A 26,326-nucleotide genomic window follows, 5' to 3' on the forward strand; every position below is an offset into this window, starting at 1 on the left:
GAGGAGCAACCAGCATGAAACTCATCATGGCCATCATCAAGCCGTTCAAGCTCGACGAGGTCCGCGAGGCGCTGTCCGAAGTGGGTGTGTCGGGCATTACGGTCACGGAAGTCAAAGGCTTTGGACGCCAGAAAGGTCATACCGAGCTTTACCGCGGCGCCGAGTACATCGTCGACTTCCTGCCTAAAGTAAAGATCGAAGTGGCTGTGCCCGACGATGTGGTCGAGCGCGCTGTCGAGGCCATCGAAAAATCTGCCCGCACCGGCAAGATTGGCGACGGCAAGATCTTCGTGGCCGAGGTCGAACAAGTCATCCGCATCCGCACCGGTGAGACCGGCGGCGACGCCCTATAAGCCCCAATCCGCCAAGGAAGAGGTCAAAACATGAAAACCTGGTTCACACGATTCCTGACGGCTGGGGCCGTCGCTGCCGTGCTCGCAGGCGCCGTGATGTCGGCGCCCGCCGTTGCACAGGACAAGCCGGCGGCTGAAGCTTCGGCGCCGGCTGCCGCGGCTGCCGCTTCCGAGCCGGCCGCTGCCGCACCGGCTGCCGCGGCCCCGGCTGCAGCGCCTGCCGCCGCAGCTGCTCCGGCTGCCGCTGCGCCCGCCGCCGCTACGCCCGTCCCCAACAAGGGCGATACGGCGTGGCTGCTGGTCTCCACCGCCTTCGTCATCCTGATGACGCTGCCGGGCCTTGCGCTGTTCTACGGCGGTCTGGTGCGCAAGAAGAACATGCTGTCGGTGCTGATGCAATGTACCGGCATCTTCTCGCTCATCATCATCCTGTGGGCCATCTACGGCTACAGCTTCGCGTTCACCGAGGGCAACGCCTTCTTCGGCGGCCTGGATCGTCTGTTCCTGAAGGGCCTTACGCCGGATTCGGTGGCGGCCACCTTCAGCAAGGGCGTGGTGGTGCCGGAATATGCGTACTTCGCCTTCCAGGGTGCATTTGCGGCGATTACCTGCGCGCTGATCATCGGCGCTTTCGCCGAGCGTGCGAAGTTCTCGGCCGTGCTGCTGTTCGTGGTGCTGTGGTTCACCTTCAGCTACCTGCCGATCGCGCACATGGTCTGGTTCTGGCCGGGTCCGGATGGTTTCACGGATGCCAAGGCTGCTGAAGCAATGACGGCCAAGTCGGGCTGGCTGTTCCAGAAGGGCGCGCTGGACTTTGCCGGCGGTACCGTCGTGCACATCAACGCCGCTGTGGCCGGTCTGGTGGGCGCATTCCTGTTCGGCAAACGCATCGGCTTTGGCCGCGAGGCGCTCAAGCCGCACAGCCTGACGCTCACGATGGTCGGTGCCTCGCTGCTGTGGTTCGGCTGGTTCGGCTTCAACGCCGGCTCGGCCCTGGAAGCCAACGGCAGCGCCGCGCTGGCCTTCGTCAACACGCTGCTGGCGACCGCCGCTGCCGTGCTGTCGTGGAGCTTCGGTGAGTGGATCGGCAAGAGCAAGCCGTCGATGCTGGGTGCTGCATCGGGCGCCGTGGCTGGCCTGGTTGCCATCACCCCGGCTGCCGGCTTTGTCGGCCCGATGGGCTCGATCGTGCTCGGTATCCTCGCCGGCCTGCTGTGCCTGTGGGGCGTGAACGGCCTCAAGCGCATGCTGGGCATGGACGACACGCTGGACGTGTTCGGCGTGCACGGAGTGGGCGGTATCCTCGGCGCGCTGCTGACGGGCGTGCTGGCGTCGCCGAGCCTCGGCGGCACCGGGATCTACGACTATGTCGCCAACAAGGTTGCCGATGACTACTCGATCGGTGGTCAGCTGTGGATCCAGTTCCAAGGCGTGGCGACCACGGTCATCTGGTCCGGAGTGGTGGCGTTCATCTCGTACAAGATCGTCGACGCCATCGTCGGCCTGCGCGTGCCGGAAGAAGAGGAGCGCGAGGGTCTGGACATCACGTCCCACGGCGAAACCGCCTACGAAGACTGATCGTCTGCCTCATCCCGCAAAAGACCCGGCCCAGCGCCGGGTTTTTTGTTGTGCCGCTGCTGAGCCGGGCGTCCTTAAGTCCGATGTTAAAAACGTTCAATTGCCTCTCGTTATGCGGACGCTTACATTGCAGACGTGGTTTCCTCCACCTGCAGAACGCTCCCCGTATCTGTCAGGCTATTCCCCAAGCGCGGCAGCCCCGCGCTTTTTTTTTGTCCGTCAGTTTTGTGTGGCCTGCTGCACTGCCGCACTTTGCCTCTTGCGAATCCTCTTTCCTAACCGCATATCGATAGTCCGCTATCGTCTGCAAGCTATTGCCTGTTCCTCTACAATCGGAGTCGGCGATAAATAACATCAATAGGAAGGGTATGGTTCCGCACTTGATCACCGCGCTGAACGGGCCGCTGCTGGAGCTCGAGCAGAAGATTCTTGACGCCACGCCCGCCATCGAACGCTGGTTCCGCCTGGAGTGGCAGGAACACACGCCGCCGTTCTACTGTTCCGTCGATTTGCGCAACGCCGGCTTCAAGCTGGCTCCCGTCGACACGAACCTGTTTCCCGGCGGCTTCAACAACCTGGCGCCCGAGATGCTGCCGCTGGCCGTGCAGGCCGCCATGGCCGCCATCGAGAAGATCTGTCCGGACGCCAAGAACCTCCTGCTGATCCCGGAGCGCCACACGCGCAACATGTTCTATCTGCAGAACGTCGCGCGCCTGTCGCAGATCATGCGTCAAGCCGGATTGAATGTGCGCCTGGGGTCGCTCTCCGAGGACATCACCGAGCCGACGCCAATCGATTTGCCTGATGGGCAGCGCCTCGTCGTCGAGCCGATCAAGCGCATCGGCACCAAGGGCCGTCGCCTGGGCATGGAAGACTTCGATCCGTGCTCGATCCTGCTGAACAACGATTTGTCAGCCGGCGTGCCGCCCATCCTCGAGAACATCAACGAACAATATCTGCTGCCGCCGCTGCATGCCGGCTGGTCGCAGCGTCGCAAGACCCACCACTTTGCCGCCTACGACGAAGTGGCCAAGAAGTTCGCCAAGCTGATCGACATCGACCCGTGGATGGTCAACCCGTACTTCACGAAGTGCAGCGGGCTGGACTTCCATGAGCGCGCCGGCGAGGAAGAACTCGCGCACGCGGTGGAGACGGTACTCAAGAAGACCGCCAAGAAATACAAGGAATACGGCGTGAACGAGACCCCGTACGTGGTGGTCAAGGCCGACGCCGGCACCTATGGCATGGGCGTGATGACGGTGCGCGATCCTTCCGAGGTCAAGGGCCTCAACCGGAAGGAGCGCAACAAGATGAGCGTGGTCAAGGAGGGCCTGGAGGTCTCCGAAGTGATCGTGCAGGAAGGCGTGCACACCTTCGAGAAGATCAACGAGGCGGTGGCCGAGCCGGTCGTCTATATGATCGACCGCTATGTGGTGGGCGGTTTCTACCGGGTTCACACCGGCCGCGGCGTAGACGAAAATCTGAATGCGCCGGGCATGCATTTCGTGCCGCTGCCGTTTGCCTCGAATTCGCTGCCGGACAGCCATGCCAAGCCGGGCGCCGGCGAGCCGAACCGCTTCTACATGTACGGCGTCGTGGCGCGCTTGGCACTGCTGGCTGCATCGCTCGAGCTTGAGAAGACCGACCCGAACCCGCTGATCTGATCGGCCATAAAACGCTGTAGAAGGAACCGCCATGCGCATCCTGTTCATCGTCGATCCGCTGTCGACGTTCAAGACCTACAAGGATTCCACCTTCGCGATGATGCGCGAGGCGGCGGCGCGTGGCTATGCCATCTACACGTGCCTGCAGTCACAGCTCACGCTGGCGAACAACGTTGTCGAAACCGTTGCCACGCCAATCGCCCTGACCGGCGACGAGCACGACTGGTATCGCGCCGGCGATGCGCGCCTGCTGCCGCTGACAGGCTTTGACGCGGTCCTGATGCGCAAGGACCCTCCGTTCGACATGGAGTACGTCACCAGCACGTGGCTGCTGGAGATTGCCGAGCGTCAGGGCGCGCGCGTATTCAACAAGCCGCAGGCGATCCGTGATCACTCCGAGAAACTCGCCATCGCGCAGTTCCGCGAGTTCACCGTGCCGACCATCGTGTCGCGCGACGCCAAGCGCCTGCGCGAATTCCACGCCGAGCAGGGCGACGTCATCTTCAAGCCGCTCGACGGCATGGGCGGCGCGGGCATCTTCCGCGTGGGCCCGGATGGCATGAACCTCGGCGCGGTGATCGAGTCGCTGACCGACAACGGCGCCCGCACGATCATGGCTCAGCAGTACATCCCGGCGATTCGCGAGGGCGACAAACGCATCCTGCTGATCGGCGGGTCGCCGGTGCCGCATTCGCTCGCGCGGGTGCCGATGGCGGGCGAAGTCCGCGGCAATCTGGCAGCGGGCGGTACGGGCAGGGCGCAGCCGCTGTCCGAGCGTGACCAGGTGATTGCACATGCACTTGCGCCGGTGCTCTGGCAGCGCGGTCTGCTGCTCGTCGGCCTCGACGTCATTGGCGATTACCTCACCGAGGTCAACGTCACCAGCCCGACGTGTTTCCAGGAAATCACGCAGCAGACGGGCTTCAACGTGGCCGGAATGTTCATTGACGCGCTGGAGCGCGCCGCAGGCAAGACGAGCGGGCTGGGGCGCAAGCCCGCCTGACAAGGCGGCATGGCCCCACCACCGAGGGTCCTCCACAAGGGGGAGATTCGGGGTGCAGGCCGGCAATCGCGTCAAATGGCCCTGATACAATCGGCGTTACACCGATTCGCTTTTCGATCATGGCAGGGATTCTGATCATCGCCCATGCGCCGCTGGCCAGCGCATTGCGCGATTGCGCTGCACACGTCTATTGCGGTCAGCCCGAGCGGCTGGGCGCAATCGATGTCCTGCCCGATGCCGAGCCGGCTGCCGTGCTGGCGCAGGCGCGCGATAAGCTCGCCGAGCTCATCGAGGCCAACGGCGCGCTGGTGCTCACCGATATCTTCGGCGCCACGCCCGCCAACATCGCCTCGCGTCTGGCCGATCCTGGCCGCGTACGCGTGCTGGCTGGCGTGAATCTGCCGATGCTCGTGCGCGCCATCTGCTATCGCTCCGAAAAACTCGAACAACTTGCCGCCAAGGCCCTCGCCGGCGGCGCGCAAGGCGTACTGCAGGTCGGCTCGACAGCCGTTCAGAACCAGGTTGCCAACCATCCGGACAAATATGCTGCAGAGGGATATCACCATCATCAATAAGCTGGGGCTGCATGCTCGCGCTTCCGCCAAACTCACGCAGCTCGCCAGCAAGTTCGACAGCCAGATCAAGATGTCGCGCAACGGCCGTCAGGTCGATGCCAAGAGCATCATGGGCGTGATGATGCTGGCCGCGGGCATCGGCTCCACCGTCACGCTGGAGATCGACGGCCCCGACGAGCACGACGCCATGGATGGTCTCGTCGCGCTCATCAACGATCGCTTCGGCGAAGGCGAATAACCCGCCCGCCGCACCCACTTCAACGCCGCTCCGGCCAGCGTCTATGCCTTTTACCCTGCACGGTATTCCGGTCTCGCGCGGCATTTCCATCGGCCGCGCCCACATGCTGGCGCGTGCGGCACTCGATGTGTCGCATTACCTCGTCGACGAAGACAAGCTCGACGCCGAGGTCGAGCGCTTGCGCAGCGCCCGCGCCACCGTGCGTGCCGAACTGGCCGCCCTGAAGCGTGACCTGCCCACCGATGTGCCGGAAGAGATGGGCGCCTTCCTCGATGTGCACGCGATGATTCTGGATGACGCGTTGCTCTCGCAGGTGCCCGAGACGCTGATTCGCCAACGGCGTTACAACGCAGAGTGGGCGCTCACAACGCAGCTTGAAGAGCTGATCCGCCAGTTTGGCGAAATCGAAGACGAATACCTGCGCGAGCGCAAGGCCGACATCGAGCAGGTCGTCGAGCGCATTCTGAAGGTGCTGGCCGGCGCCCCGGCGCTGGCTCCTGCGCCGGTCGCGGCCAGTTGCGATCCGGATGCCGGCATGATCGTGGTCGCGCACGATATTGCGCCGGCCGACATGCTGCAGTTCCGCGGCCAGACCTTCGCCGGCTTCGTGACCGACCTCGGCGGCCGCACCTCGCACACCGCCATCGTGGCGCGCAGCCTCGACATTCCGGCCGCCGTGGGCGTGCACAACGCGAGCACGCTGATTCGTCAGGACGACATCGTCGTCATCGACGGCGACAACGGTATCGTCATCGTCGATCCGAACACGTCCATCCTCGAGGAATACCGCCACCGCCGCAGCGAAGGCGAGCTGCAGAAGAAGCGCCTGGAGCGCCTGCGGCATACGCCCACTGTCACGCTCGACGGTACGCAGATCGACCTGCAGGCAAACATTGAAATGCCGGAAGACGCGGCCGCCGCTGTCAAAGCCGGCGCCGTGGGCGTGGGCCTGTTCCGCTCCGAATTCCTCTTCATGAACCGTCGTGGCGCGCTGCCGGACGAGGAAGAACAGTTCCGCGCCTACCGCACCGCCGTTGAATCGATGATGGGCTTGCCCGTCACGATCCGCACCATCGACATCGGCGCCGACAAGCCGCTCGACATTCGCGACGACGTGTTCGAGACCGCGCCCAATCCGGCGCTGGGTTTGCGTGCGATCCGCTGGTCGCTTTCCGAGCCGGCGATGTTCTTGACGCAGTTGCGCGCGCTGCTGCGGGCGTCGGCATTTGGGCCGATCAAGATTCTCGTGCCCATGTTGGCGCACGCCCGCGAAATCGACCAGACGCTGGAATTGCTGGCGCGCGCCAAGGCTTCGCTCGACGCCGACGGCCTCGCCTATGATCGGGGCGTCAAGGTCGGCGCCATGATCGAGATTCCGGCCGCCGTGCTGATCCTGCCGGTCTTCCTGCGCCGCATGGATTTCCTCTCGATCGGCACGAATGACCTGATCCAATACACGCTCGCCATTGACCGCGCCGACAACGCCGTCGCGCATCTGTACGACCCGCTGCATCCGGCGGTGCTGCAATTGATCGCACGCACCATCCGCGAAGCCCATCAGGCGGGCAAGCCGGTGTCGGTGTGCGGCGAGATGGCGGGCGATGCTTCCATGACGCGCCTGCTGCTCGGCATGGGCCTCACCGAGTTTTCGATGCATCCGTCGCAGTTGCTGAGCGTCAAGCAGCAGATTCTGCGCGCGGACCGGCCGCGTCTGATGCGCGAGGCCGACCGCCTGCTGCATGCCTGCGAACCGGCCGAAATCGCAGAGGCGCTCGACGCGCTGGCGCGAGCCTGACGCGCGGTTTTCTCAAGCGCCGGCTGCACCGAGTGTCGCGCCGGCGCGTCGCCTCCGTTGGCGGAGTTCCTTCCTAAGTGATTGAAATTTCACGTCTTTCTCTATAAAGACGGCTCACGCGCACCTGCATGACCCTCCGTGCGGAATGGGGTCGAACAAGAATTGTTCTCATTTCCATTCTCTGTTATTCTGGTTTTACAGCGCGTTCTGAGCGCTGCGGAGGAATCCCGTGTACGTCTGTATCTGCAACCAAGTGACCGACCGCGAAATCCATGGCGCCGCCCGTCTGGGCGTGTCGACAATGGACGAACTCGCCGAAACGCTCGGCGTGGGCACGTGCTGCGGACAATGCCGGGACTGCGCCAAGCAGGTGCTTGCCGAAGCGGTGAGCTGCATCCCCGTCGATCAAATCTTGGGCCGTGCCAGCACGCATGCCATAATCGAACGTCGCGACGAGCCCGTTGCCAATGATCAGGCCATTGCGCCTGGAGCGTTGGCTGCCTGATTCCCCGTTTTTTCCTGTCGCCGCGAATTGCCGCCCAGGCGTTGAGCCTCGGTGGCATTTGTTGCTTTCTGGTCAGGTACTGGGCTCGCCTTGAGCGGACGCGTGCGTGCGTCCATCACCGCAGTTGCACTTTGCTGGAGCCCCAAGAATGAAAGGCGATAAGAAGGTCATCCAATATCTGAACGCCCAGCTCAAGAACGAGCTGACCGCCATCAACCAGTACTTCCTCCACGCCCGCATGTATGGCCACTGGGGGCTCAAGCGCATTGGGGACCACGAATACAAGGAGTCGATCGGCGAGATGAAGCATGCCGATCGCCTGATCGAGCGCATCCTGATGCTCGACGGCCTGCCCAACCTGCAGGACCTCGGCAAGATCTTCATCGGCCAGGACACGAAAGAGATCATCGAGTGCGACTTGAAGCTGGAGCGCGCCGCACACGGCACCGTGGTCGAGGGCATCGCCTATTGCGAATCCGTGAAGGACTACGTCAGCCGTGAAATTCTGGTCGACATCCTGGACGACACCGAAGAGCACATCGACTGGCTGGAAACGCAGCTCGAGCTGATCGACAAGGTCGGCATCCAGAACTACCTGCAATCGCAGATGGAGCCCGAGGGCGAGTAAGTCTCGTCAGGCGGCGAAAAAAAGAAGGAGGCCTCGGCCTCCTTTTTTGTTGCGCGGTTTCGGGCGCTCAGTGCGCGCCTCCGCAGACCGGGCATGACGGCTGGCGCGTGATGCGCATCGTCGTCCATTCCATCGATAAGCCATCGAGCATCAGCAGGCGACCAGCAAGCGACTGGCCGACGCCCGCGATCAGCTTCAGCGCCTCGGCAGCCTGCACCGTACCCACCATGCCCACCAGCGGCGAGAACACGCCCATCGTTGCGCACGCGACGTCGGGTGTGGGCTCGTCAGGCGTGAACAGGCACGCGTAGCAGGGGCCGCCGGCGCGGCTGTCGAAGACGCTGATCTGCCCGTCAAAACGGATGGCGGCGCCCGACACCAGCGGCACCCCAGCCCGCACGCAGGCAAGGTTGGTGGCCTGGCGGGTGCTGAAGTTATCGGAGCAGTCCAGCACCACGCTTACGCCTTGAAGCAGCGCGCCAATGGCGTCGGCATCGAGCCGGCGCTGTAAGGCATTCACGCGCACGTCCGGATTCAGTCGGGCAATGGCCGCCTGGGCCGATGCCACCTTCGGTCGTCCGACCGATTCCGTGGTGTGGATGATCTGGCGCTGCAGATTGGTCAAGTCCACCGTGTCGTCGTCGACGATGGTGAGCGTGCCCACGCCGGCCGCAGCCAGATAGGGCAGGGCCGCGGCGCCAAGCCCGCCCGCACCGATGACGAGTACATGGCTCTCAAGCAGGCGCGTTTGCCCTTCGATGCCGATTTCGTCGAGCAGGATATGGCGGGAGTACCGCAGCAGTTGATCGTCGTTCATGGCGGAGCAATGAAAAAGGCCGTGCAGTGCACGGCCTCGTAAGTTTGCCAGTGTTTGCCGGCGGGTGTCTTAACGGGCGCCGGTCGGTTCCGGGGCAGGCTGCACGCCGCTCGCCGGAACATTGGGCTTCGGTGCGGCCGGCTCGGAAGCCGGCGCGGCCTTGCCCTTGGGCAGCTTGGCTGGGGCGCTCGATTCCTTGGCCGCCGGCGACTTCACCGCCTTGTCCGGCACCGCGGCCGCCGCGGCTTCCAGCACCGACTTCGAGCGCTTGACCGGCTGACCCTTCAGGTCGGCGATGGCCTGTTGCAGCATGAAGTCTTCGGCCGAACCGAACTCGATCGGCTTCTTGTTGCGTTCCTTCTCGCGCTGCTCGGGCGTCTTCTTCGCGTTTTCTTCTTCCAGGCGACGCAGCTCTTCAACGCGGCGCTTTTCGCGCTCGGTCATCTCGGCTTCTTCCGATTCCTGCTTGTTGTGCAGGTGGCGTTCGGTGTCGATTTCGCGCGTGATCAGCGCATCGTCGGGGTCGCCGTCCGGGTTCTGGTCAACCGGAATATCCGGGCGGATGCCCTTGGCCTGGATCGACTTGCCCGACGGCGTGTAGTAGTACGCGATGGTCAGCTTGATGCCGGTGTCGTTCGACAGCGGACGCACCGTTTGCACCGAACCCTTGCCGAAGGTCGTCTTGCCCATCGTCTTGGCGCGGTGATGATCCTGCAGGGCGCCAGCCACGATCTCCGACGCCGACGCCGTGTAGGCGTTGGTCAGCACGATGATCGGCACGGTCTTGAACTCGGGGTCCAGGTTGGCCAGCGGATCGGAATCGAAGTTGCTCAAGCGGTAGTTGGCGAAGGTCGCCTTGTACGTGCGCTTTGCATCCGGCACCTGGCCGTTGGTCGATACCACCGTCACGTCCGGCGGCAGGAAGGCAGCCGACACGCCAACTGCAGCCTGCAGCACGCCGCCGCCGTTGTTGCGCAGATCCAGAATCAGGCCCTTGAGGTGGGCGTCCTGCTTGGCCAGGTCATTGAGCTTCTTGGCCAGGTCCGGCACGGTGCGTTCCTGGAAGCTGGTGATGCGCACCCAGGCGATGCCGTTGTCGAGCATCTTGGCCTTGACCGACTGCACCTGGATCTCGGCGCGGGTGATGGTCAGCGGGAACGTGCGCTCTTCCTTCTTGCGATAGATCGTGAGCGTGACCTTGGTGCCCGGCGCGCCGCGCATGCGCTTGACGGCTTGCTCGAGCGGCATGCCACGCACAGGTTTGTCGTCGATGCGGGTGATCAGGTCGCCCGGTTGCACGCCGGCGCGGAAGGCGGGGGTGTCTTCGATCGGGTTGATGACCTTGACCAGGCCTTCTTCCTGCGAGATCTCGATGCCCAGACCGGCAAAGCGGCCCTGGGTCCCTTCCTGCAGTTCCTGGAAGTCCTTCTTGTCCAGGTAGGCGGAATGCGGGTCGAGGCTGGCGACCATGCCCTTGATGGCTTCGGTCAGCAGCTTGTCGTCGTCCACCGGCTCGACATATTCGCGCTTGATCTGGCCAAAGATGTCGGCCATGAGCCTGAGCTTCTCCAGCGGAAGCGGCCCGACCGTCGCGTTTTGCGCGGTGGCGGAGAGCTGGAGCGTCGCCAGCACCCCGGTGACGAGGCCGATGGCGATCAAGCTGATGTTCTTGAGCGAAGTTCGCATGTGTCGAGCGTGGACGTGGGAACAGTAGATAAACATGGCCCGGGACGGCTCGCGCACATCCCGGGCTACAGGCTTCGACAGTATAAAGGCGTTGGAGTGCCGCAGCGCCCGTTACGGTTTATTTCGACTTGCCTTGGCTGGCCACCGCCGCGAGCGAGGCGGCAATCGCTTCCTGGTCGCCCAGGTAGTAATGGCGGATCGGCTTGAGGTTGGCGTCCAGCTCATACACAAGCGGCGTGCCGTTGGGAATGTTCAGACCGACGATGTCCGCGTCGGAAATGCCGTCCAGGTACTTCACCAGCGCGCGAATGCTGTTGCCGTGCGCGGCGATCACCACGCGCTTGCCGCTCTTGATGGCCGGTGCAATCGATTCTTCCCACAGCGGCATCACGCGTGCGACGGTGTCTTTCAGGCATTCGGTCAGGGGCACCTGCTCGCGCGTGAGGCCCGCATAACGCGGGTTGCCGAAGGCGTCGTTGTCGGCCCCGGGTTCGAGCGCGGGCGGCGGCGTGTCGTAGCTGCGGCGCCAGACGAGGACTTGCTCGTCGCCATACTGCGCGGCGGTTTCGGCCTTGTTCAGGCCCGACAGCGCGCCGTAGTGGCGCTCGTTCAGGCGCCATTCGTTGCGGGTGGGGATCCACATCAGGTCCATTTCATCCTGCACATGCCACAGCGTGCGGATCGCGCGCTTGAGCACCGAGGTGTAGGCCAGATCGAACGTGAAGCCGGCTTCGCGCAGCAGTTTGCCGCCTTGGCGGGCCTGGGCGACGCCGGTGTCGGTCAGGTCGACGTCGACCCAGCCGGTGAAACGGTTCTCCAGATTCCACGTCGATTCGCCGTGGCGGATGAGGACGAGTTTATGCATGACTGCCATGATGAGAAGTGAGAAAAGCTGCGCGCGGCTTGCTGGGCGACGTGTCGTACGTCATCGTGCGGCCGCCGAAACCAGCTATTTTATAATGCCGCGGGCTTTGGGCCCCCGAACCGTTCGGCTGATGTTCGCCCATTAGACTTGCCCGACTCATCCCAGGAAACCGATACCGTGAAGTTCTTCGCCGATTACAACAACCTCGCACTGCTCGCTGTCGCCATCGTTTCGGGTCTGCTGCTGCTCTGGGCGCCCATCCAGCGCCGCATCGCCGGGGGCGGTGGCGCCAAGGTGAGTGCCTCCGTGGCCACCCAGCTCATCAACCGCCGCAACGCCGTGGTGGTGGATGTGCGTGAAAGCGGCGAATACGCCGCAGGGCATCTGCCGCAAGCGAAGCACGCGCCGCTCGGCGAGCTTGAGGGCAAGGCCTCGAGCCTTGCAAAGAACAAAGAGACCCCCATCATCCTCGTATGCCAGACCGGCCAGCGCGCTGGGCGGGCCCAAGCAGTCCTGAAGCAGGCCGGTTACAGTGAGGTTTATTCGCTCGAGGGCGGACTGGCCGCCTGGCAACAAGCCGGCCTTCCGGTTGTGAAATAAAGAAACGAGGTTGAAGTTATGGCGCACGTGGTCATGTACAGCACCACCGTCTGCCCCTATTGCGTGGCAGCGGAACGACTCCTGAAGCAGCGTGGTGTCGAGCAGATCGAGAAGATCCTGATCGATCGCGAACCCGGCAAGCGCGAAGAGATGATGACGCGCACGAACCGCCGCACGGTTCCGCAGATTTATATCGACGAGCGCCACATCGGCGGCTTCGACGATCTGTCTGCGCTCGACCGCGAAGGCGGCCTGGTTCCGTTGCTGGCTGCCTGATCCGGCGGCTCTGTCTCGCGCCTGCGCACCGCACGAAAACGCCCGGTTCAGACCGGGCGTTGTACTTTTGGGCCGGCGCTCATAGCGGGCGCCATTGGCTCATGTACCATACGCGTCTTGCGCGGCGGACGCTTCCGCCAAGCACTGACCACATTCCATTTGAAGGCGAGTCATGAGCGACCAGCAACAGCAGCAACCGGGCCAGGATGGCCAGCCGTTCTTCAACATCCAGCGCGTCTATCTGAAGGACCTGTCGCTGGAACAACCGAACTCGCCGCACATCTTCCTCGAGCAGGAACAGCCGTCCGTCGAAGTGCAGGTCGACGTGGCCGCTTCGCAGCTGGCCGAAGGCGTGTTTGAAGTGACCGTCATCGGTACCGTGACGACCAAGGTGCAAGAGAAGGTCGCGTTCCTGGTGGAAGCCAAGCAAGCGGGCATCTTCGATATCCGCAACGTGCCGGCCGAACAGATGGACCCGCTGCTGGGCATCGCCTGCCCGACCATCGTGTACCCGTACCTGCGCTCGAACATTGCCGACACCATCGGCCGTGCCGGCTTCCAGCCGATCCACCTGGCCGAGATCAACTTCCAGGCGCTGTACGAACAACGCCTGGCCGCTGCCATGGAGCAGCAAGGCCAAGCCGGCGGTGCTGGTCTGGTGATGCCGGACGGCTCGCAGGCCACCCACTAAGTACGAGGCGCACTGCGCCAAAGGCCCGCGCCAGCCGCACGCTTGCGCGGGCTTTTTTTTGCCCGACCTGTTGCTCGACCTTTGCCTGACCGATGTTGAACACGCGCATGCGAATTTCCGTTTTGGGTGCCGGCGCCTGGGGCACTGCCCTGGCCAGCCACGCCGCGCAATCGCACGACGTCGTGCTGTGGGGGCGTGACGCAAAGCTTGTCACGCAGATGGCCGCCACGCACATCAATGCGCCGTATTTGCCGGGCATGACGCTGCAGGCAGCGTTGCGTTTTTCTGCTGATTTGCAAGCCGCGCTCGACCATGCCGCAGGCGATGATGCGCTTGCCGTCATCGCTTCGCCTGTGGCCGGGCTGGCTGACCTGACCCGCACGATTGCCGCGCACGGCGGCGTGCGCAACGTGATCTGGCTATGCAAGGGTTTCGACCCCGAGACCAGCGCACTGCCGCACGCTATCGTCGCCGATGTACTGAAGGCATCGGGCCGTACCGACCTTGCCGTCGGCGTGCTGTCGGGCCCGAGTTTCGCCAAGGAAGTCGCGCAGGGTCTGCCGTGCGCCATGACGGTCGCCTCGACCAGCGAGGCGCTGTGCAAGCTCACGCAGCGCGGTTTTCACCATCACGCGATGCGCGTGTACGCCAGCGATGACCTCGTCGGCGTGGAAGTGGGCGGTGCCGTCAAGAACGTGCTGGCCATCGCGACAGGCGCCGCCGATGGCCTCGGCCTGGGGCTGAACGCGCGCGCCGCACTGGTGACGCGCGGGCTGGCCGAGATGACGCGCCTGGGCTTGGCGCTTGGCGGTCGACCCGAAACCTTCATGGGGCTGACCGGCATGGGCGACCTGCTGCTGACCGCCACCGGCGACCTGTCACGCAACCGCACGGTCGGGATGCAGCTCGCGCAGGGCCGCACGCTGGACGACATCCTCCACAGCCTGGGTCACGTTGCAGAGGGCGTGCGTTGCGCGCGTGCCGTGGCTGCGCTGGCGCGCGCGAAGGGCGTGGATATGCCGATTACCTTTACCGTCTGCGAAGTCCTGTTCGAAGGGTTTCCTGCTGCGAAAGCGGTCGAGCGTCTGCTGCAGCGCGACGCCAAATCCGAATCGGCACGCTAGTCAGGTCGCGATCAGGGGGCGCGTCTGGATCAGGCGCCGCCCGCGAAGCCGTTCTGCCGCCACGCTTCGAACACCACCACCGCCACCGTGTTCGATAGATTCAGGCTGCGGTTGTCCGGCCGCATCGGCAGGCGAATCCGCTGCGAAGCGGGAAACCATTCGCGCCGCTCTTCCGACAACCCGCGCGTTTCCGACCCGAACACGAACCAGTCGCCCGGCTGGAACGCCATGCTGGCAAACGGCGTCGAGCCGCGCGTCGTGAGCGCAAACATGCGCGCGGGATCGGGCTGCGCATCGCGCAGAAAGGCGGCCCAATCGGCATGCACGCGCATCGTCGCGTACTCGTGGTAATCGAGGCCGGCGCGGCGCATGCGGGCATCTTCGAGCGGAAAACCCAACGGTTCAATCAGATGCAGTTGCGCGCCCGTGTTGGCGCACAGGCGGATCACATTGCCGGTATTGGGCGGGATTTCGGGTTCGACAAGAACGACGTTGAACATGACGGCACGGCAGGAGGAATTTCGGCGGCGAGCTTATCCACATTGGGAAGGGTTGTCACCCCGCCACAGCTTGGCACAGTTGGCGCGACACAATGTCGCATAAGCACGTGATCAAGGCGTGCGCAAGGCGACCACGTTGGTGACGCGGGTCGCGCCGGCGCGTTTGAGTTGTGTGGCGATCTCGCCGAGGGTCGTGCCGGTGGTCATCACATCGTCGACGACGCCGATGTGACGCCCCGCGATGCGCGCCGGCTCGGCAACGACAAATGCGCCGTGGAGGTTGGCCAGCCGCTCGGCGCGATCCAGTGTGGCCTGTGCGACGTTGTCGCGCACACGATGCAGGGCGCCGGCGTGGGCGGGAATGTCCAATCGGCGGGCGATCCGGCGAGCAATCTCCCACGCCTGGTTGTAGCCGCGCGAGCGCAGGCGGGCCGGTGACAGCGGCACTGGCAGCAGCACGTCGGGCAAGTCGCCGGGCGCCGCCGCCAGGGCGTGACCCAATTGGTCTGCCAGCCAATCTGCCAATGGCAATTGCGCCCGAAATTTCAATCCGGTGACGAGGTGATCGAGCGGCCAGGCGTAGTCGGCAATGACGACGGTCGCATCAAAGTCGGGCGCGCCGGCCAAACACGCGCGGCAATGCCGGGCAACGTGCCGGGCGTCCAGTGCAATGGCGCATTGGACGCAGCGCCTCCGGTGCAGATGCGGGGCTAGGTCGCCCGTGCAGCCGTTGCATACCAAGTCGCCCTGGACCGCGCCGCAAAGCGTGCAGGCGCACGGCAGCAAATGGCGCAGTCCGGCCCGAAACCATGCCGATAATGTGTGTTTGTGCATGCAAAAAGCCGCTATCCAAGCCGATTTGCGGCTTCTGCGCTATCAGACGGCGCCTCAAACTGCGGACCGGTATACTTGGCGACCGCAGTGTCCCGCCCCGCCTTGTCGATGTCCGATCCCGTCCTTGCTCGCCCCGCCGCCTTGCGGCGCGCCTTCGATCGCCGCGCCGCGCGTTTCGCCGACGTGGATTTTTTGCTGCGCGAAGTGGGCAGTCGCATGCAGGATCGGCTGTCCTACATCAAGGCCACGCCCGCTCGGGCCCTGGACCTGGGTTGCGGCCTGGGACAAGGCTTGGCGGTGCTGCGCGCGCAATATCCGGATGCGCAGATCTGCGGGGTGGACTGGTCGTCCGCCATGCTGGCGCAAGCGCAGAAACTCGATCCGCAACGCACCGACGCCGGGTGGCTCGGCAGGCTGCTGAAGAAGCGCCCGGTCTTTGATTTCGCCCAGGCGGATTTCCGAGCGCTGCCCTTTGCCGGCGCGTCGTTCGACCTGCTGTGGTCGAACCTCGCGCTGCACTGGGATCCGGCGCCGCACGCGATCTTTCCCGAATGGCACCGCATCACCACGGAAGGTGGTCTGCTGATGTTCAGTCTGTTCGGCCCCGACACCTTGCGCGAGCTGCGCAGCGCCCTGGCCGGCATCGACGCGGGCATCCATACGCTGCGCTTTGTCGACATGCATGACATTGGCGACATGCTGGTGCATAGCCGCTGGTCCACGCCGGTCATGGACATGGAGCAGATCACGATCACCTACGAAACGCCGCAGGCGTTGCTGGCCGATGTGCATTTGCTGGGTGGCATGGCCGGCTTGACGGACGACGCTGGCCGCAGTCTCGCGGGCGCTGGCCTGCACACGCCCCGCTGGCGCCAGCGACTATTCGACGCACTCGATGCGCAGCGCAATCCCGACGGTGTGATCCCGCTCACCTTCGAAATCGTTTACGGCCATGCCTGGAAGCTTGCGCCGACCCAGCGGCAGGCGCTGGACGACCAGGGAAGGGCGATGATCCCGATCGATCAGATCGGTCGCAAGCCGCGCGCCTGAAGCGCTTTTAATGCGGCAACGGCATTGACTGCACCTTGTCAAGCCGGGACTTGCATAAAGGCGCTTTGCCTTGTTTGGGGTCAATCGCGGCCATATAATGCGCCAGTTTGTCGCAGCAGCAGTCCCCCAAAGGCCTATCCCGTTTTTGCCACGGGCGAACCGTTCGGGTATGCATCCGAGGCAGGAGTGGTTCAATGCACGACATTGAAACCGCGCTCCACCCAGCATGCGGCGCCTCCACCATCTCGGAATCGCCGCGCGAGAACTGGCTCATGAAGCGAAACTGCTCGCTTTCAACCCGCCAGATTGGCTGGTTCACCCCCTTGGTCGTCATTCCCCCGTTCGTCATCGCTTGGTTTTCTGCTTGGCAAGGCGCGTTTGGTGCTGCCTGATGCGGGGCTGGAGGTCGCGATTCTCGGATGGGCATTGCTGTACTATGCCCGCCACGCCTCCGATTACGGGCACGTCTGGCTGGAGAAGATGGCGCGCTCGCAGTCCAGCAGGTGAGCGTCTAGCGGCGCAAGCTTGTGGACGAGCTTTCCCGGTGTTTGAGACACGGGCAACCAACCCAGGTCTCATGAGCCGCGCACCGGGGCAGAGTGGAATCTGTCAATTGGGTAGATAAAAAATGAAAATGTTGAATAAGACATTGGCAAGTTTGCTGGCGGCAGGCTCCCTCCTCGCCCTCAGTCAAACGGCCCTGGCAGTGGAAGACATGCCGGGCGGCCCCGCAGTGCGGCAGCTCAATCTCGCGCCCCCGGTCACCAAGATCGCTGCCGAGATCCATTGGCTGCACTGGATGATGCTGATCATCTGTATCGTGATCTTCATCGGTGTTTTCGGGGTGATGTTCTACTCCATTTTCAAGCACCGTAAGTCAGTCGGCCACAAGCCTGCGACGTTCCACGAAAGCACCACGGTTGAAATCATCTGGACCATCGTGCCGTTCCTGATCGTGATCGGGATGGCGCTGCCGGCGACCAAGGCCGTGGTCGCCATGAAGGACACCACCAATTCCGACCTCACCATCAAGGCCACCGGCTACCAGTGGAAGTGGGGTTACGACTACCTGAAGGGCGAAGGCGAGGGCATCTCGTTCCTCTCTACGCTGACCACGCCCCGTGACCAGATCAACAACCAGGCGCCCAAGAGCACCACGTACCTGATCGAAGTCGACAACGAGCTGGTCGTGCCGGTCAACCGGAAGGTGCGCATCGTCACCACTGCCAACGACGTGATCCACTCGTGGATGATCCCGGCGTTTGGCGTGAAGCAGGATGCGATTCCGGGCTTCGTGCGCGACGCATGGTTCAAGGCAGAGAAGGTCGGCGTCTATCGCGGCCAGTGCGCCGAACTGTGCGGCAAGGAACACGCCTTCATGCCGATCGTTGTGCGCGTGCTCTCGCAGGATGACTACACCAAGTGGGTCGACGGCAAGAAGAAGGAAATGGCCGCCAAGGCCGATGACCCGAACAAGACCTACACGCTGGACGAGCTGAAGTCGCGCGGCGAGAAGGTCTATACCGCCAACTGCGCGGTCTGCCACCAGCCGAACGGCAAGGGCGGCGGTCCGTTCCCGGCGCTGGATGGCTCGAAGATTGCCAATGGCCCGCTGGCCGACCACGTTGGCATCGTGCTGCACGGCAAGGGCGCCATGCCGCCCTGGGCTTCGGCGCTGAACGATGTCGAAATCGCTGCCGTCGTCACTTACGAGCGCAACAACTGGGGCAACCATACCGGTGACCTGCTGCAGCCGAAGCAAGTGAAGGATGCGCGCGGCGGCAAGATGCCCGAAGGCGGGGCCGCCAAGACTGCTGCAACTGAATCCGCCGGTAAGGTGGCGTCCAAACAAGCGAATGCGGCCGAAGACCGCAACGCTGGCTGATTGATCGTCTGCGTGACGAACCGAACCTAGGAGTTCCTCGATGAGCACCGCTGTTACGCACCCGCAAGATCACGCGCACGGTCATGGAGACGACCACGCGCACGACCATCCGCACGGCTGGCGCCGTTGGCTGTTCGCGACCAACCACAAGGACATCGGTACGCTGTACCTGCTGTTCTCTTTCATGATGCTGCTCTCGGGCGGCACGCTGGCCTTGCTGATCCGCCTTGAGCTGTTCCAGCCCGGCCTGCAGTTCTTCCATCCGGAGCTGTTCAACCAGTTCACCACGCTGCACGGCCTGATCATGGTGTTCGGCGCCATCATGCCGGCCTTCGTGGGCTTCGCGAACTGGATGATCCCGCTGCAGGTGGGGGCCTCCGACATGGCCTTCGCGCGGATGAACAACTTCAGCTTCTGGCTGCTGCCGCCTGCGGCACTGCTGCTGGTGGGCTCGTTCTTCGCACCGGGCGGTGCCACGGCTGCCGGCTGGACGCTCTACGCGCCGCTGTCGGTCCAGATGGGCCCGGGCATGGACATGGCGATCTTCGCAGTCCACATCATGGGCGCATCGTCGATCATGGGCGCGATCAACATCATCGTGACCATCCTGAACATGCGCGCGCCCGGCATGACGCTGATGAAGATGCCGATGTTCTGCTGGACGTGGCTGATCACGGCGTACCTGCTGATCGCCGTGATGCCGGTGCTGGCAGGCGCGATCACCATGGTGCTGACCGACCGCCACTTCGGCACGAGCTTCTTCTCGGCAGCCGGCGGCGGCGACCCGGTGATGTACCAGCACATCTTCTGGTTCTTCGGGCACCCCGAGGTGTACATCATGATCTTGCCGGCGTTCGGTATCGTCAGCCAGATCGTGCCGGCCTTCGCGCGCAAGCCGCTGTTCGGCTACAGCTCGATGGTGTACGCCACGGCGTCGATCGCCATCCTGTCGTTCATCGTGTGGGCGCACCACATGTTCACGACGGGCATGCCTGTGACGGGCCAGCTGTTCTTCATGTACGCGACGATGCTGATCGCGGTGCCGACCGGTGTGAAGATCTTCAACTGGGTGGCCACGATGTGGCGCGGCTCGATGACGTTCGAGACGCCGATGCTGTTCGCGATCGGTTTCATCTTCGTGTTCACCGTGGGCGGCTTCACGGGCCTGATCCTGGCCGTGGCCCCGATCGACATCCAGCTGCAGGACACCTACTACGTGGTGGCGCACTTCCACTACGTTCTGGTGGCCGGTTCGCTGTTCGCGCTGTTCGCGGGCTTCTACTACTGGGGTCCGAAGTGGTCGGGCTACATGTACAGCGAAACGCGCGGCAAGATCCACTTCTGGGGTTCGATGATCACCTTCAACCTCACGTTCTTCCCGATGCACTTCCTGGGCCTGGCGGGCATGCCGCGCCGCTATGCGGATTACCCGCAGCAGTTCGCCGATTTCAACGCGATCGCGTCGATTGGCGCACTGGGTTTCGGCCTGATGCAGGTGTATTTCTTCTTCTTCGTGGTGCTGCCGTCGTACCGCGGTGGCGAGAAGGCCGCCGACAAGCCGTGGGATGGCGCGGAAGGCCTGGAGTGGACCGTGCCGTCGCCGGCGCCGTTCCATACCTTTGAAGAACCGCCGCACGTGAAGTAATGCAGGTGTCGCGGGGCAGGCGAGTGCCGGCCCCGCGGTCCTCCGGACAACGATGTCGAATCCAGAAAAAAGCCCAACGCCCGAGCAACGCGCTGCCAACCGTCGCCTGGGGGTCATCCTCGGCACGATCGCGTTGGTCTTCTTTCTGGGTGTGATTTTCAAGCGCGTGGTGTTCGGCGGCTAGCCGGGCAAGCGATGCGCTGGCCGCTGAACCGAGATTTCGCGAGACCTCTATGAGCCAGACACCGGCGCAGCCGGATCCGACCCAAAACGACAAAGCGCTGGAGCGCGGCCTGAACCGCTCGATGCTCGGCAAGCTGGCCGTCGTGGTCGTGATCATGTTTGGCTTCGGCTACGCGATGGTGCCGCTGTACAAGAAGATCTGCGAGATCACGAACATCAACGTGCTCAACACGCGTGATGAAGACGGCGGCGCGCTGCGCAACTCGCAGGTCGACAAGACGCGCACGATCACGGTGGAATTCGATTCGAACAGCCAGGGGCCGTTCCGCTTCCGCCCGGTCAAGAACAGCATGGATGTACACCCGGGCGAGATCAGCCAGATCGTCTACGAGGTGGTGAACAAGGAGGGGCGTACGGTGGAGGCGCAGGCCATCCCGAGTTACGCGCCCAAGCAGGCAACCGAGTTCTTCAAGAAGATCGAGTGTTTCTGTTTCAAGCAGCAGACGCTGACGGCCAATGAATCGCGCGAAATGCCGGTCGTGTTTGTGATTGATCCGGATCTTCCCAAGGACGTGAAGACGATCACCTTGTCCTACACTTTCTTTGAGATTCACGCACCGTCCGCCATCAAGCCGACGATGCCGACCAAGGGAACATGAGGACATGGACGAACTGAAGGAAGCGACCAAGCGACGCGCCTCATTCGCACAGACGATGAAGGCGGTGTTCTGGTCCTTCTTCGGTGTCCGAAAGGGCCGTGATCATGACCGTGACATGGCGCAGTTGAATCCCGTGCACGTGATCATTGCGGGGGTTCTGGCGGCAGTCATGTTTGTCGTCGTGCTGTTGCTGATCGTGCGCGCGGTGGTCGGTTGAGGATTGAGAAGGTTGAGGAGACGGCTCCGCAGCGCGGGGCCGGGCAATATCGAGTGAATTCTTAAAAAAATAGAGCTGGAGAAAAAGAGATGAGTGCGAATCGAGCAAACGCTCCGTACTACTTCGTGCCCGGGCCGTCGCGGCATCCGATTTCGGCAAGCGTCGGCCTGCTGATCGTGCTGTTGAGTTCTGCGGCATGGGTGAATGCGCAGCCATGGGCCCCGTGGACGTTCCTGATCGGCCTGCTGTGGTTCCTCTTTGTGCTGCGCGCATGGTTTGCCGACGCCATCTCCGAATCCGAGACGGGCAAGTACGGCGACCGTGTGGATGCCTCGTTCCGTTGGTCGATGAGCTGGTTCATCTTCTCGGAAGTGATGTTCTTCGCGGCGTTCTTCGGCGCGCTGTTCTATGCCCGCACGATCGCCATGCCGTGGCTGGGCGATCTGAACAACAAGCTGCTGTGGCCCGACTTCAACGCGATGTGGCCGAACGCAGGCCCGGCCGGCACGGTCTCGCCGTTCACGACGATGGGCCCATGGCCGATCCCGACGATCAACACAGCGCTGCTGCTGACCTCCGGGGTGACGCTCACCTGGGCGCACCATGCGCTGCGTGAGGGCAAGCGTGCCCAGGTCATCCAGGGCCTGCTGCTGACGATCCTCCTGGGCTTCACGTTCATGGGCTTCCAGGCGTTCGAATACATCCACGCCTATCACGAACTGAACCTGAAGCTGACCTCGGGCATCTACGGTTCGACGTTCTTCCTGCTGACGGGCTTCCACGGCTTCCACGTGACCATGGGCGCCATCATGCTGTCGGTGGTGCTGGGGCGTGTAATCAAGGGCCACTTCACGCCGGAGCACCACTTCGCATTCGAAGGCGCTGCGTGGTACTGGCACTTTGTGGACGTCGTGTGGCTGGGCCTGTACGTGGTGGTGTACTGGCTGTAAGACAGCATCGGATTGGGGCGGCGCAGCGTCGCTCCATGACGTGGCCAACGGCCGGCGAAGACAATGCCGCAGACGGGACACCGCTGCGGCGTTTTCGCTTTTCTGGCCTGACTGATCTGACGTGGGCTATTGGCCGAAGCGGATGCCGGTACTGTGGATCCAACCCAGCCGGTTCGCGACGAGGATGAAGATGAACAGCGCGATCGAGAAACCGACGCGGAACATCAACGAGCGAACGGTGCGGTTGCTGTGGCCCTTGTCGCGCATCAGGAAGAACAGCGCGGAGGCAAGGCTGCCGAGGATCAGCAGAAACGCAATGGCAACGACGATGCGCATGGAGGGCTGCCGGTTGGGCAATGACGGGTTGGAAATGACTGCCGAGCATTATCGCACCGGGGCCGAGCGATGACCGTGCGCGTACCGATGCGGCAGTGGTTTGCGCCTGTGCCGATGTTGGCGGGCGTGGCACTGATCGCGCTGACGTGCTCCCTCGGGCGTTGGCAGCTTTCGCGTGCGCACGAGCGCATCGAGCGCCAGGCCCGCATCATGGCGCTAGAAAATGCACCCGCCCAGCGCATCACCGCGCAGCCCGTGACAGCAGAGTCGGTGATGTACCGGCCGGTGCTGCTGCGTGGAACGTTCGACGTGGCGCACACGGTGCTGCTCGAGAACCGTCCGCACGTCACCAACGACGTATCGCGCCCGGGTTTCGAGGTGCTCATCCCGCTGAAGCTGGAAGGCGCCGGCGGGCGCGCCGTGTTGGTCGACCGGGGCTGGTTGCCGCGCGATCCGGCCGACCGCACGCGCATCGCGCCGTACACCACGCCGGCGGGCGAAGTGCAGGTCGAGGGGATGGCGGTGCCGCATGCCAGCCGGGTCTTCAGTCTGGGCAGCAAGGACGGCGCGGATGAAGTCGGCCAGCGACTTAGGCAGAATATCGACCTCGACGCTTTCTCGCGCGAAATCGGCGTGCCGCTCCAACCGTTCGTGGTGCAGCAGCAATCCGACGTGGAGGACGGCCTGTTGCGCGATTGGCCGCGCGCAGACCTGGGCGCTGAGCGCAATTACGGCTACGCATTCCAATGGTTTGCGATGGCGGCGGCGGTGCTTGGGCTGATGGTCTTCTACAGCGTGCGGCGTTATCGCCGCTTGGCGGGCACTTCCGAGCCCGCCTGAACACGAACTCGCGTTGCGGCTTAGTGCCGCAGCGGAATGTATTAGGAATCACATGGTGAATCAGGAATCCGCACCCGGCGCGCCGGGCACACTCGGGGCGTCCGAAGACCCGCGCATCGACGCGCGCACGCGCCGCGGCCGCTGGATGATGCTGCTGCTTCTGTTGGTGTGTGCCTCTCCGGTGATCGCGTCGTACCTCGCGTATTACGTGTTCACCCCGGCCGGCGGCAAGGCGGCGTATGGCGCGCTGGTCGATCCGCAGCGCCCCATCCCGAGCGGCCTGATGGTGCAGGACGAGCACGGCACTGAAGTGCCGCTCGCCAGCCTCAAGGGCAAATGGCTGATGGTGTCAGTGGATGGCAGCGCCTGCGACGACAACTGCGCGCGCAAGCTGTTCACCATGCGCCAGTTGCGCATCGGCCAGGGCCCGGACCGCGACCGCATCGTCCCCGTCTGGCTGGTGACCGACCGCGGTGAAATCGACCCGCGCCTGATCAAGGCCTACAACGACGATTACGGTGCGGTGCGCTTCCTGCGCGCGCCCGAGCTGCCGAAGAACTGGCTGGCCGACGGAAAGACGCCGCCGACCGATCACCTCTTCCTGGTCGATCCGCTTGGCAACCTGATGATGCAGTTCCCGAAAGATCCCGACCCGAAGAAGGTGCGTGGAGACATGACGCGACTCTTGAAGTATTCGCGCATCGGATAAGCCATGCTGCTGCAACTTGCTTCCATCGGCATCCTGATCGCGCTGATCCCGCTGTGCTACGTGCTGGTCAAGGGGGATCGCAACAAGTACCGCAAGCTGGTGTGGATCACCGCTTTCCTCACGCTGGACCTGATCATGTTCGGCAGCTTCACGCGTCTGACGGATTCAGGCCTCGGTTGCCCGGATTGGCCGGGCTGCTATGGCACGTCCAACCCGTTCCACGCCCGTGACGACATCCATGCCGCACAGGCCGCCATGCCGAGTGGCCCGGTCACGTGGATGAAGGCGTGGATCGAGATGACGCACCGCTACTTCGCGCTCGCGCTGGGCGTGCTGATCATCACGCTGGTGGTGCTGGCGTGGGTCAAGCGTAAGGAGCTGAAGCAGTCTCCGTGGTATGCGACGGCCGTGCTGGCGCTGGTATGTGTGCAGGGCGCCTTTGGCGCGTGGACGGTCACGCTCAAGCTGCAGCCGGCCATCGTGGTGACGCATTTGCTGCTCGGCATGTCGTTGCTGGCCGCGCTGATCTGGCTCGGCTGCAAGAACGATGTGCCGCGTGTGGTGGATGGGCGTGGTGCCTCGTTGCGCATGGCGGCGGGCATCGGGCTCGTGCTGCTCGTTGTGCAGATTGCGCTGGGCGGCTGGGTCAGCACGAACTACGCTGTGCTCGCCTGTACCGATTTCCCGCTGTGCAACGGCCAGTGGGTGCCGCCGATGGACTTTGCACACGGCTTCACGTTCTGGCGCCAACTTGGCAAGACTGCCGGCGGCGATTTCATCTCGCACGACGCGCTGGTCGCCATCCATTGGACGCACCGCGTGTTTGCGGTCGTCGTGCTGAGCTACCTGGCATGGCTCGGCGTGCGCGCACGTCGCATCGACGGCATTGGCCGTGTCGCGACGGTGCTGCTCGTCGTGCTGGCCGTGCAATTGGCGACCGGGCTGTCGAACATCGTGCTGGGGTGGCCGCTGCTGGCCGCCGTGGCGCACAACGGCGGCGCGGCCGTGCTGCTGTTGCTGATGGTGCGTCTGCATTACCTGATCGGGCTCGCACAAGCGCGGGCGCCGATGCCTGTGGCGGCTGCCGTCGTCTGAATGCCGTCTGAACGTTTTTTATGAATACCGTGGCAACCCCAACAACTTCCACTCAACTTCCTGGCTGGCGAACGACCGCATCGCAGTATGCGGCGCTGACCAAGCCGCGCGTCACGCAGCTTGCCGTGTTCTGCGCCGTGATCGGCATGTTCCTGGCCACGCCGGGCATGGTGCCGTGGCCGGTGCTGATCGGCGGCGCGGTTGGCATCTGGCTGTTTGCCGGCGCTGCCTTCGCCATCAACTGCCTGGTCGAGCGCAAGATCGACGCGATGATGCGCCGTACGGCCTGGCGCCCGTCGGCCAGCGGCGAACTTGGCACGCGGCAGATCCTGGTGTTCTCGGTGGTGCTGGGCGGTGCGGGCATGTGGACGCTCCACGTGTTCGCCAACGACCTCACGATGTGGCTGACGTTCGCCACCTTCATCGGTTACGCGATCATCTACACGCTGCTGCTCAAGCCGGCCACACCGCAGAACATCGTGATCGGCGGTCTCTCGGGGGCGATGCCGCCGGCGCTGGGCTGGGCGGCCGTCGCCAACAGCGTGCCGGCCGAGGCGTGGATTCTGGTGCTGATCATCTTTACCTGGACGCCGCCGCACTTCTGGGCGCTCGCGCTATATCGCCGCGCCGACTACGCCAAGTCGGGCCTGCCGATGCTGCCGATCACCCACGGCGAGAAATACACGCTGCTGCACATCCTGCTGTACACGCTCATCATGATCGCCGCGACCATCCTGCCGTTCGTCTACGGCATGAGCGGCTACATCTACCTGGTGACCGCGCTGGTGCTGGGCTTCGGCTTCCTCTCGTATGCGTGGCGCATGTACCGCAAGTATTCCGACGCGCTGGCGCAGAAGACTTTCCGCTACTCGATCATCTACCTGTCGATCCTGTTTGCCGCGCTGCTGGTGGACCACTACTTCAAGTTCGGCCCGGCGCTTACGCAAAGCGCGGCGCTGTGACGCACAGGGGCGCCAGCAGGCATGTGCCGTTGGCGTTACGCTAGACGGTCTGCTTCCAACACG

31 protein-coding genes are annotated in these 26,326 nt (G+C 63.7%); 25 read left to right on the forward strand and 6 right to left on the reverse strand.

Going from position 1 to position 26,326, the window contains the following annotated elements:
- The first annotated feature begins 14 nt into the window (after positions 1 to 14).
- From ABIC76_RS11245 to bfr, 9 genes are all read left to right on the forward strand, one after another.
- Entirely contained in the window at positions 15 to 353 is a 339-nt protein-coding gene (locus ABIC76_RS11245; protein ID WP_027678364.1) for a P-II family nitrogen regulator, read from the forward strand.
- Positions 354 to 383: 30 nt separating this feature from the next.
- Positions 384 to 1,931, forward strand: coding sequence for an ammonium transporter (locus ABIC76_RS11250; RefSeq protein WP_102064416.1), 1,548 nt, complete (start codon positions 384 to 386; stop codon positions 1,929 to 1,931).
- A gap of 368 nt (positions 1,932 to 2,299) precedes the next feature.
- The gene (gene gshA / locus ABIC76_RS11255) at positions 2,300 to 3,595 is read left to right on the forward strand and encodes a glutamate--cysteine ligase (RefSeq protein WP_027678362.1); all 1,296 of its coding nucleotides are present in this window, start codon (positions 2,300 to 2,302) and stop codon (positions 3,593 to 3,595) included.
- Between the two features lie 31 nt (positions 3,596 to 3,626).
- Entirely contained in the window at positions 3,627 to 4,598 is a 972-nt protein-coding gene (gene gshB / locus ABIC76_RS11260; RefSeq protein WP_102064417.1) for a glutathione synthase, read from the forward strand.
- Positions 4,599 to 4,717: 119 nt separating this feature from the next.
- Complete coding sequence (locus tag ABIC76_RS11265; RefSeq protein WP_027678360.1) at positions 4,718 to 5,173, forward strand: PTS sugar transporter subunit IIA; 456 nt, start codon at positions 4,718 to 4,720, stop codon at positions 5,171 to 5,173.
- Complete coding sequence (locus tag ABIC76_RS11270) at positions 5,142 to 5,411, forward strand: HPr family phosphocarrier protein (RefSeq protein ID WP_004637085.1); 270 nt, start codon at positions 5,142 to 5,144, stop codon at positions 5,409 to 5,411. Before ABIC76_RS11265 ends, ABIC76_RS11270 begins: the two co-directional genes overlap by 32 nt.
- 43 nt (positions 5,412 to 5,454) lie before the next feature.
- Positions 5,455 to 7,206, forward strand: coding sequence for a phosphoenolpyruvate--protein phosphotransferase (ptsP, locus tag ABIC76_RS11275; RefSeq protein ID WP_354534012.1), 1,752 nt, complete (start codon positions 5,455 to 5,457; stop codon positions 7,204 to 7,206).
- A 229-nt stretch (positions 7,207 to 7,435) separates the two neighbouring features.
- Positions 7,436 to 7,711: a (2Fe-2S)-binding protein gene (locus ABIC76_RS11280; protein ID WP_027678358.1), complete on the forward strand. Its 276-nt coding sequence runs from the start codon at positions 7,436 to 7,438 to the stop codon at positions 7,709 to 7,711.
- Between the two features lie 148 nt (positions 7,712 to 7,859).
- Entirely contained in the window at positions 7,860 to 8,339 is a 480-nt protein-coding gene (bfr, locus tag ABIC76_RS11285; protein ID WP_004637092.1) for a bacterioferritin, read from the forward strand.
- A gap of 67 nt (positions 8,340 to 8,406) precedes the next feature.
- Here bfr and ABIC76_RS11290 read toward each other — a convergent pair whose 3' ends face one another.
- From ABIC76_RS11290 to gpmA, 3 genes are all read right to left on the reverse strand, one after another.
- Positions 8,407 to 9,156 (reverse strand): HesA/MoeB/ThiF family protein, encoded by a 750-nt coding sequence (locus ABIC76_RS11290; protein ID WP_354534013.1) that lies wholly within the window; start codon positions 9,154 to 9,156, stop codon positions 8,407 to 8,409.
- Between the two features lie 69 nt (positions 9,157 to 9,225).
- Positions 9,226 to 10,842, reverse strand: coding sequence for a S41 family peptidase (locus ABIC76_RS11295; protein ID WP_027678355.1), 1,617 nt, complete (start codon positions 10,840 to 10,842; stop codon positions 9,226 to 9,228).
- Between the two features lie 118 nt (positions 10,843 to 10,960).
- Positions 10,961 to 11,707 (reverse strand): 2,3-diphosphoglycerate-dependent phosphoglycerate mutase, encoded by a 747-nt coding sequence (gene gpmA, locus ABIC76_RS11300; protein ID WP_024542061.1) that lies wholly within the window; start codon positions 11,705 to 11,707, stop codon positions 10,961 to 10,963.
- A 177-nt stretch (positions 11,708 to 11,884) separates the two neighbouring features.
- Between gpmA and ABIC76_RS11305 the strand changes: the two genes are divergently transcribed.
- The 4 genes from ABIC76_RS11305 to ABIC76_RS11320 all read left to right on the forward strand — a co-directional run bounded on the left by ABIC76_RS11305 (position 11,885) and on the right by ABIC76_RS11320 (position 14,398).
- Positions 11,885 to 12,307 carry a rhodanese-like domain-containing protein gene (locus ABIC76_RS11305; RefSeq protein WP_027678353.1) on the forward strand — a complete coding sequence of 141 codons (423 nt, stop codon included), beginning with the start codon at positions 11,885 to 11,887 and terminating at the stop codon, positions 12,305 to 12,307.
- Positions 12,308 to 12,325: 18 nt separating this feature from the next.
- The gene (grxC, locus tag ABIC76_RS11310; protein WP_004633497.1) at positions 12,326 to 12,583 is read left to right on the forward strand and encodes a glutaredoxin 3; all 258 of its coding nucleotides are present in this window, start codon (positions 12,326 to 12,328) and stop codon (positions 12,581 to 12,583) included.
- 172 nt (positions 12,584 to 12,755) lie between these two features.
- A complete protein-coding gene (gene secB / locus ABIC76_RS11315) occupies positions 12,756 to 13,274 on the forward strand; it encodes a protein-export chaperone SecB (protein ID WP_027678352.1) in 519 nt (172 codons plus the stop codon).
- 107 nt (positions 13,275 to 13,381) lie between these two features.
- Positions 13,382 to 14,398: an NAD(P)H-dependent glycerol-3-phosphate dehydrogenase gene (locus ABIC76_RS11320; RefSeq protein ID WP_354534014.1), complete on the forward strand. Its 1,017-nt coding sequence runs from the start codon at positions 13,382 to 13,384 to the stop codon at positions 14,396 to 14,398.
- Positions 14,399 to 14,427: 29 nt separating this feature from the next.
- On the opposite strand, the gene trmL is transcribed toward ABIC76_RS11320, so the two are convergent.
- Together trmL and ABIC76_RS11330 are read right to left on the reverse strand one after the other, a co-directional pair.
- Entirely contained in the window at positions 14,428 to 14,898 is a 471-nt protein-coding gene (gene trmL, locus ABIC76_RS11325) for a tRNA (uridine(34)/cytosine(34)/5-carboxymethylaminomethyluridine(34)-2'-O)-methyltransferase TrmL (protein ID WP_354534015.1), read from the reverse strand.
- Positions 14,899 to 15,009: 111 nt separating this feature from the next.
- Positions 15,010 to 15,732 carry a ComF family protein gene (locus ABIC76_RS11330; protein WP_354534016.1) on the reverse strand — a complete coding sequence of 241 codons (723 nt, stop codon included), beginning with the start codon at positions 15,730 to 15,732 and terminating at the stop codon, positions 15,010 to 15,012.
- 108 nt (positions 15,733 to 15,840) lie between these two features.
- On the opposite strand from ABIC76_RS11330, the gene ABIC76_RS11335 reads away from it, so the two are divergent.
- The 8 genes from ABIC76_RS11335 to ABIC76_RS11375 all read left to right on the forward strand — a co-directional run bounded on the left by ABIC76_RS11335 (position 15,841) and on the right by ABIC76_RS11375 (position 22,321).
- Positions 15,841 to 16,782 carry a methyltransferase domain-containing protein gene (locus ABIC76_RS11335; protein WP_206272397.1) on the forward strand — a complete coding sequence of 314 codons (942 nt, stop codon included), beginning with the start codon at positions 15,841 to 15,843 and terminating at the stop codon, positions 16,780 to 16,782.
- 194 nt (positions 16,783 to 16,976) lie between these two features.
- Positions 16,977 to 17,174, forward strand: a complete 198-nt coding sequence (locus ABIC76_RS11340) for a hypothetical protein (protein ID WP_027678347.1) — start codon at positions 16,977 to 16,979, stop codon at positions 17,172 to 17,174.
- Between the two features lie 236 nt (positions 17,175 to 17,410).
- The gene (coxB, locus tag ABIC76_RS11350) at positions 17,411 to 18,667 is read left to right on the forward strand and encodes a cytochrome c oxidase subunit II (protein WP_354534017.1); all 1,257 of its coding nucleotides are present in this window, start codon (positions 17,411 to 17,413) and stop codon (positions 18,665 to 18,667) included.
- Between the two features lie 40 nt (positions 18,668 to 18,707).
- Positions 18,708 to 20,312, forward strand: a complete 1,605-nt coding sequence (gene ctaD, locus ABIC76_RS11355) for a cytochrome c oxidase subunit I (protein WP_102064424.1) — start codon at positions 18,708 to 18,710, stop codon at positions 20,310 to 20,312.
- 52 nt (positions 20,313 to 20,364) lie between these two features.
- The gene (locus ABIC76_RS11360; RefSeq protein ID WP_231479573.1) at positions 20,365 to 20,496 is read left to right on the forward strand and encodes a cytochrome oxidase small assembly protein; all 132 of its coding nucleotides are present in this window, start codon (positions 20,365 to 20,367) and stop codon (positions 20,494 to 20,496) included.
- A 49-nt stretch (positions 20,497 to 20,545) separates the two neighbouring features.
- A complete protein-coding gene (locus ABIC76_RS11365) occupies positions 20,546 to 21,154 on the forward strand; it encodes a cytochrome c oxidase assembly protein (protein ID WP_354534018.1) in 609 nt (202 codons plus the stop codon).
- A gap of 4 nt (positions 21,155 to 21,158) precedes the next feature.
- Positions 21,159 to 21,371 carry a DUF2970 domain-containing protein gene (locus ABIC76_RS11370; protein ID WP_102064426.1) on the forward strand — a complete coding sequence of 71 codons (213 nt, stop codon included), beginning with the start codon at positions 21,159 to 21,161 and terminating at the stop codon, positions 21,369 to 21,371.
- Positions 21,372 to 21,460: 89 nt separating this feature from the next.
- Positions 21,461 to 22,321, forward strand: coding sequence for a cytochrome c oxidase subunit 3 (locus ABIC76_RS11375; protein ID WP_102064427.1), 861 nt, complete (start codon positions 21,461 to 21,463; stop codon positions 22,319 to 22,321).
- A 126-nt stretch (positions 22,322 to 22,447) separates the two neighbouring features.
- Here the strand turns inward: ABIC76_RS11375 and ABIC76_RS11380 are convergent, their stop codons facing one another.
- Positions 22,448 to 22,657, reverse strand: a complete 210-nt coding sequence (locus tag ABIC76_RS11380) for a twin transmembrane helix small protein (RefSeq protein WP_024976747.1) — start codon at positions 22,655 to 22,657, stop codon at positions 22,448 to 22,450.
- A 69-nt stretch (positions 22,658 to 22,726) separates the two neighbouring features.
- On the opposite strand from ABIC76_RS11380, the gene ABIC76_RS11385 reads away from it, so the two are divergent.
- Genes ABIC76_RS11385 through cyoE form a run of 4 tightly spaced genes read left to right on the forward strand, consistent with a single transcriptional unit; the run spans position 22,727 to position 26,263 of the window.
- Complete coding sequence (locus tag ABIC76_RS11385) at positions 22,727 to 23,497, forward strand: SURF1 family protein (RefSeq protein ID WP_354534019.1); 771 nt, start codon at positions 22,727 to 22,729, stop codon at positions 23,495 to 23,497.
- A gap of 52 nt (positions 23,498 to 23,549) precedes the next feature.
- Positions 23,550 to 24,206: an SCO family protein gene (locus ABIC76_RS11390; protein ID WP_102064429.1), complete on the forward strand. Its 657-nt coding sequence runs from the start codon at positions 23,550 to 23,552 to the stop codon at positions 24,204 to 24,206.
- A gap of 3 nt (positions 24,207 to 24,209) precedes the next feature.
- A complete protein-coding gene (locus ABIC76_RS11395) occupies positions 24,210 to 25,301 on the forward strand; it encodes a COX15/CtaA family protein (RefSeq protein WP_354534020.1) in 1,092 nt (363 codons plus the stop codon).
- Positions 25,302 to 25,321: 20 nt separating this feature from the next.
- Positions 25,322 to 26,263, forward strand: coding sequence for a heme o synthase (cyoE, locus tag ABIC76_RS11400; RefSeq protein WP_147216822.1), 942 nt, complete (start codon positions 25,322 to 25,324; stop codon positions 26,261 to 26,263).
- Positions 26,264 to 26,326: the final 63 nt, after the last annotated feature.

It is taken from the genome of Ralstonia sp. 1138, assembly GCF_040544795.1.
In the GTDB taxonomy this organism is placed as follows: domain Bacteria; phylum Pseudomonadota; class Gammaproteobacteria; order Burkholderiales; family Burkholderiaceae; genus Ralstonia; species Ralstonia flatus.

Coding starts and splice junctions, on each gene's coding strand:
- ABIC76_RS11375 (WP_102064427.1), top strand. CDS start 21,461: ATGAGTGCGAATCGAGCAAACGCTCCGTACTACTTCGTGCCCGGGCCG.
- ABIC76_RS11395 (WP_354534020.1), top strand. CDS start 24,210: ATGCTGCTGCAACTTGCTTCCATCGGCATCCTGATCGCGCTGATCCCG.
- gshB (WP_102064417.1), top strand. CDS start 3,627: ATGCGCATCCTGTTCATCGTCGATCCGCTGTCGACGTTCAAGACCTAC.
- ABIC76_RS11265 (WP_027678360.1), top strand. CDS start 4,718: ATGGCAGGGATTCTGATCATCGCCCATGCGCCGCTGGCCAGCGCATTG.
- ABIC76_RS11370 (WP_102064426.1), top strand. CDS start 21,159: ATGGACGAACTGAAGGAAGCGACCAAGCGACGCGCCTCATTCGCACAG.
- ABIC76_RS11330 (WP_354534016.1), bottom strand. CDS start 15,732: ATGCACAAACACACATTATCGGCATGGTTTCGGGCCGGACTGCGCCAT.
- ABIC76_RS11365 (WP_354534018.1), top strand. CDS start 20,546: ATGAGCCAGACACCGGCGCAGCCGGATCCGACCCAAAACGACAAAGCG.
- ABIC76_RS11360 (WP_231479573.1), top strand. CDS start 20,365: ATGTCGAATCCAGAAAAAAGCCCAACGCCCGAGCAACGCGCTGCCAAC.
- ptsP (WP_354534012.1), top strand. CDS start 5,455: ATGCCTTTTACCCTGCACGGTATTCCGGTCTCGCGCGGCATTTCCATC.
- grxC (WP_004633497.1), top strand. CDS start 12,326: ATGGCGCACGTGGTCATGTACAGCACCACCGTCTGCCCCTATTGCGTG.
- gshA (WP_027678362.1), top strand. CDS start 2,300: ATGGTTCCGCACTTGATCACCGCGCTGAACGGGCCGCTGCTGGAGCTC.
- ABIC76_RS11385 (WP_354534019.1), top strand. CDS start 22,727: ATGACCGTGCGCGTACCGATGCGGCAGTGGTTTGCGCCTGTGCCGATG.
- secB (WP_027678352.1), top strand. CDS start 12,756: ATGAGCGACCAGCAACAGCAGCAACCGGGCCAGGATGGCCAGCCGTTC.
- ABIC76_RS11290 (WP_354534013.1), bottom strand. CDS start 9,156: ATGAACGACGATCAACTGCTGCGGTACTCCCGCCATATCCTGCTCGAC.
- ABIC76_RS11335 (WP_206272397.1), top strand. CDS start 15,841: ATGTCCGATCCCGTCCTTGCTCGCCCCGCCGCCTTGCGGCGCGCCTTC.
- ABIC76_RS11245 (WP_027678364.1), top strand. CDS start 15: ATGAAACTCATCATGGCCATCATCAAGCCGTTCAAGCTCGACGAGGTC.
- ABIC76_RS11390 (WP_102064429.1), top strand. CDS start 23,550: ATGGTGAATCAGGAATCCGCACCCGGCGCGCCGGGCACACTCGGGGCG.
- ABIC76_RS11250 (WP_102064416.1), top strand. CDS start 384: ATGAAAACCTGGTTCACACGATTCCTGACGGCTGGGGCCGTCGCTGCC.
- coxB (WP_354534017.1), top strand. CDS start 17,411: ATGAAAATGTTGAATAAGACATTGGCAAGTTTGCTGGCGGCAGGCTCC.
- ABIC76_RS11295 (WP_027678355.1), bottom strand. CDS start 10,842: ATGCGAACTTCGCTCAAGAACATCAGCTTGATCGCCATCGGCCTCGTC.
- ABIC76_RS11320 (WP_354534014.1), top strand. CDS start 13,382: ATGCGAATTTCCGTTTTGGGTGCCGGCGCCTGGGGCACTGCCCTGGCC.
- ABIC76_RS11340 (WP_027678347.1), top strand. CDS start 16,977: ATGCACGACATTGAAACCGCGCTCCACCCAGCATGCGGCGCCTCCACC.
- gpmA (WP_024542061.1), bottom strand. CDS start 11,707: ATGCATAAACTCGTCCTCATCCGCCACGGCGAATCGACGTGGAATCTG.
- ABIC76_RS11380 (WP_024976747.1), bottom strand. CDS start 22,657: ATGCGCATCGTCGTTGCCATTGCGTTTCTGCTGATCCTCGGCAGCCTT.
- bfr (WP_004637092.1), top strand. CDS start 7,860: ATGAAAGGCGATAAGAAGGTCATCCAATATCTGAACGCCCAGCTCAAG.
- cyoE (WP_147216822.1), top strand. CDS start 25,322: ATGAATACCGTGGCAACCCCAACAACTTCCACTCAACTTCCTGGCTGG.
- ABIC76_RS11270 (WP_004637085.1), top strand. CDS start 5,142: ATGCTGCAGAGGGATATCACCATCATCAATAAGCTGGGGCTGCATGCT.
- ctaD (WP_102064424.1), top strand. CDS start 18,708: ATGAGCACCGCTGTTACGCACCCGCAAGATCACGCGCACGGTCATGGA.
- trmL (WP_354534015.1), bottom strand. CDS start 14,898: ATGTTCAACGTCGTTCTTGTCGAACCCGAAATCCCGCCCAATACCGGC.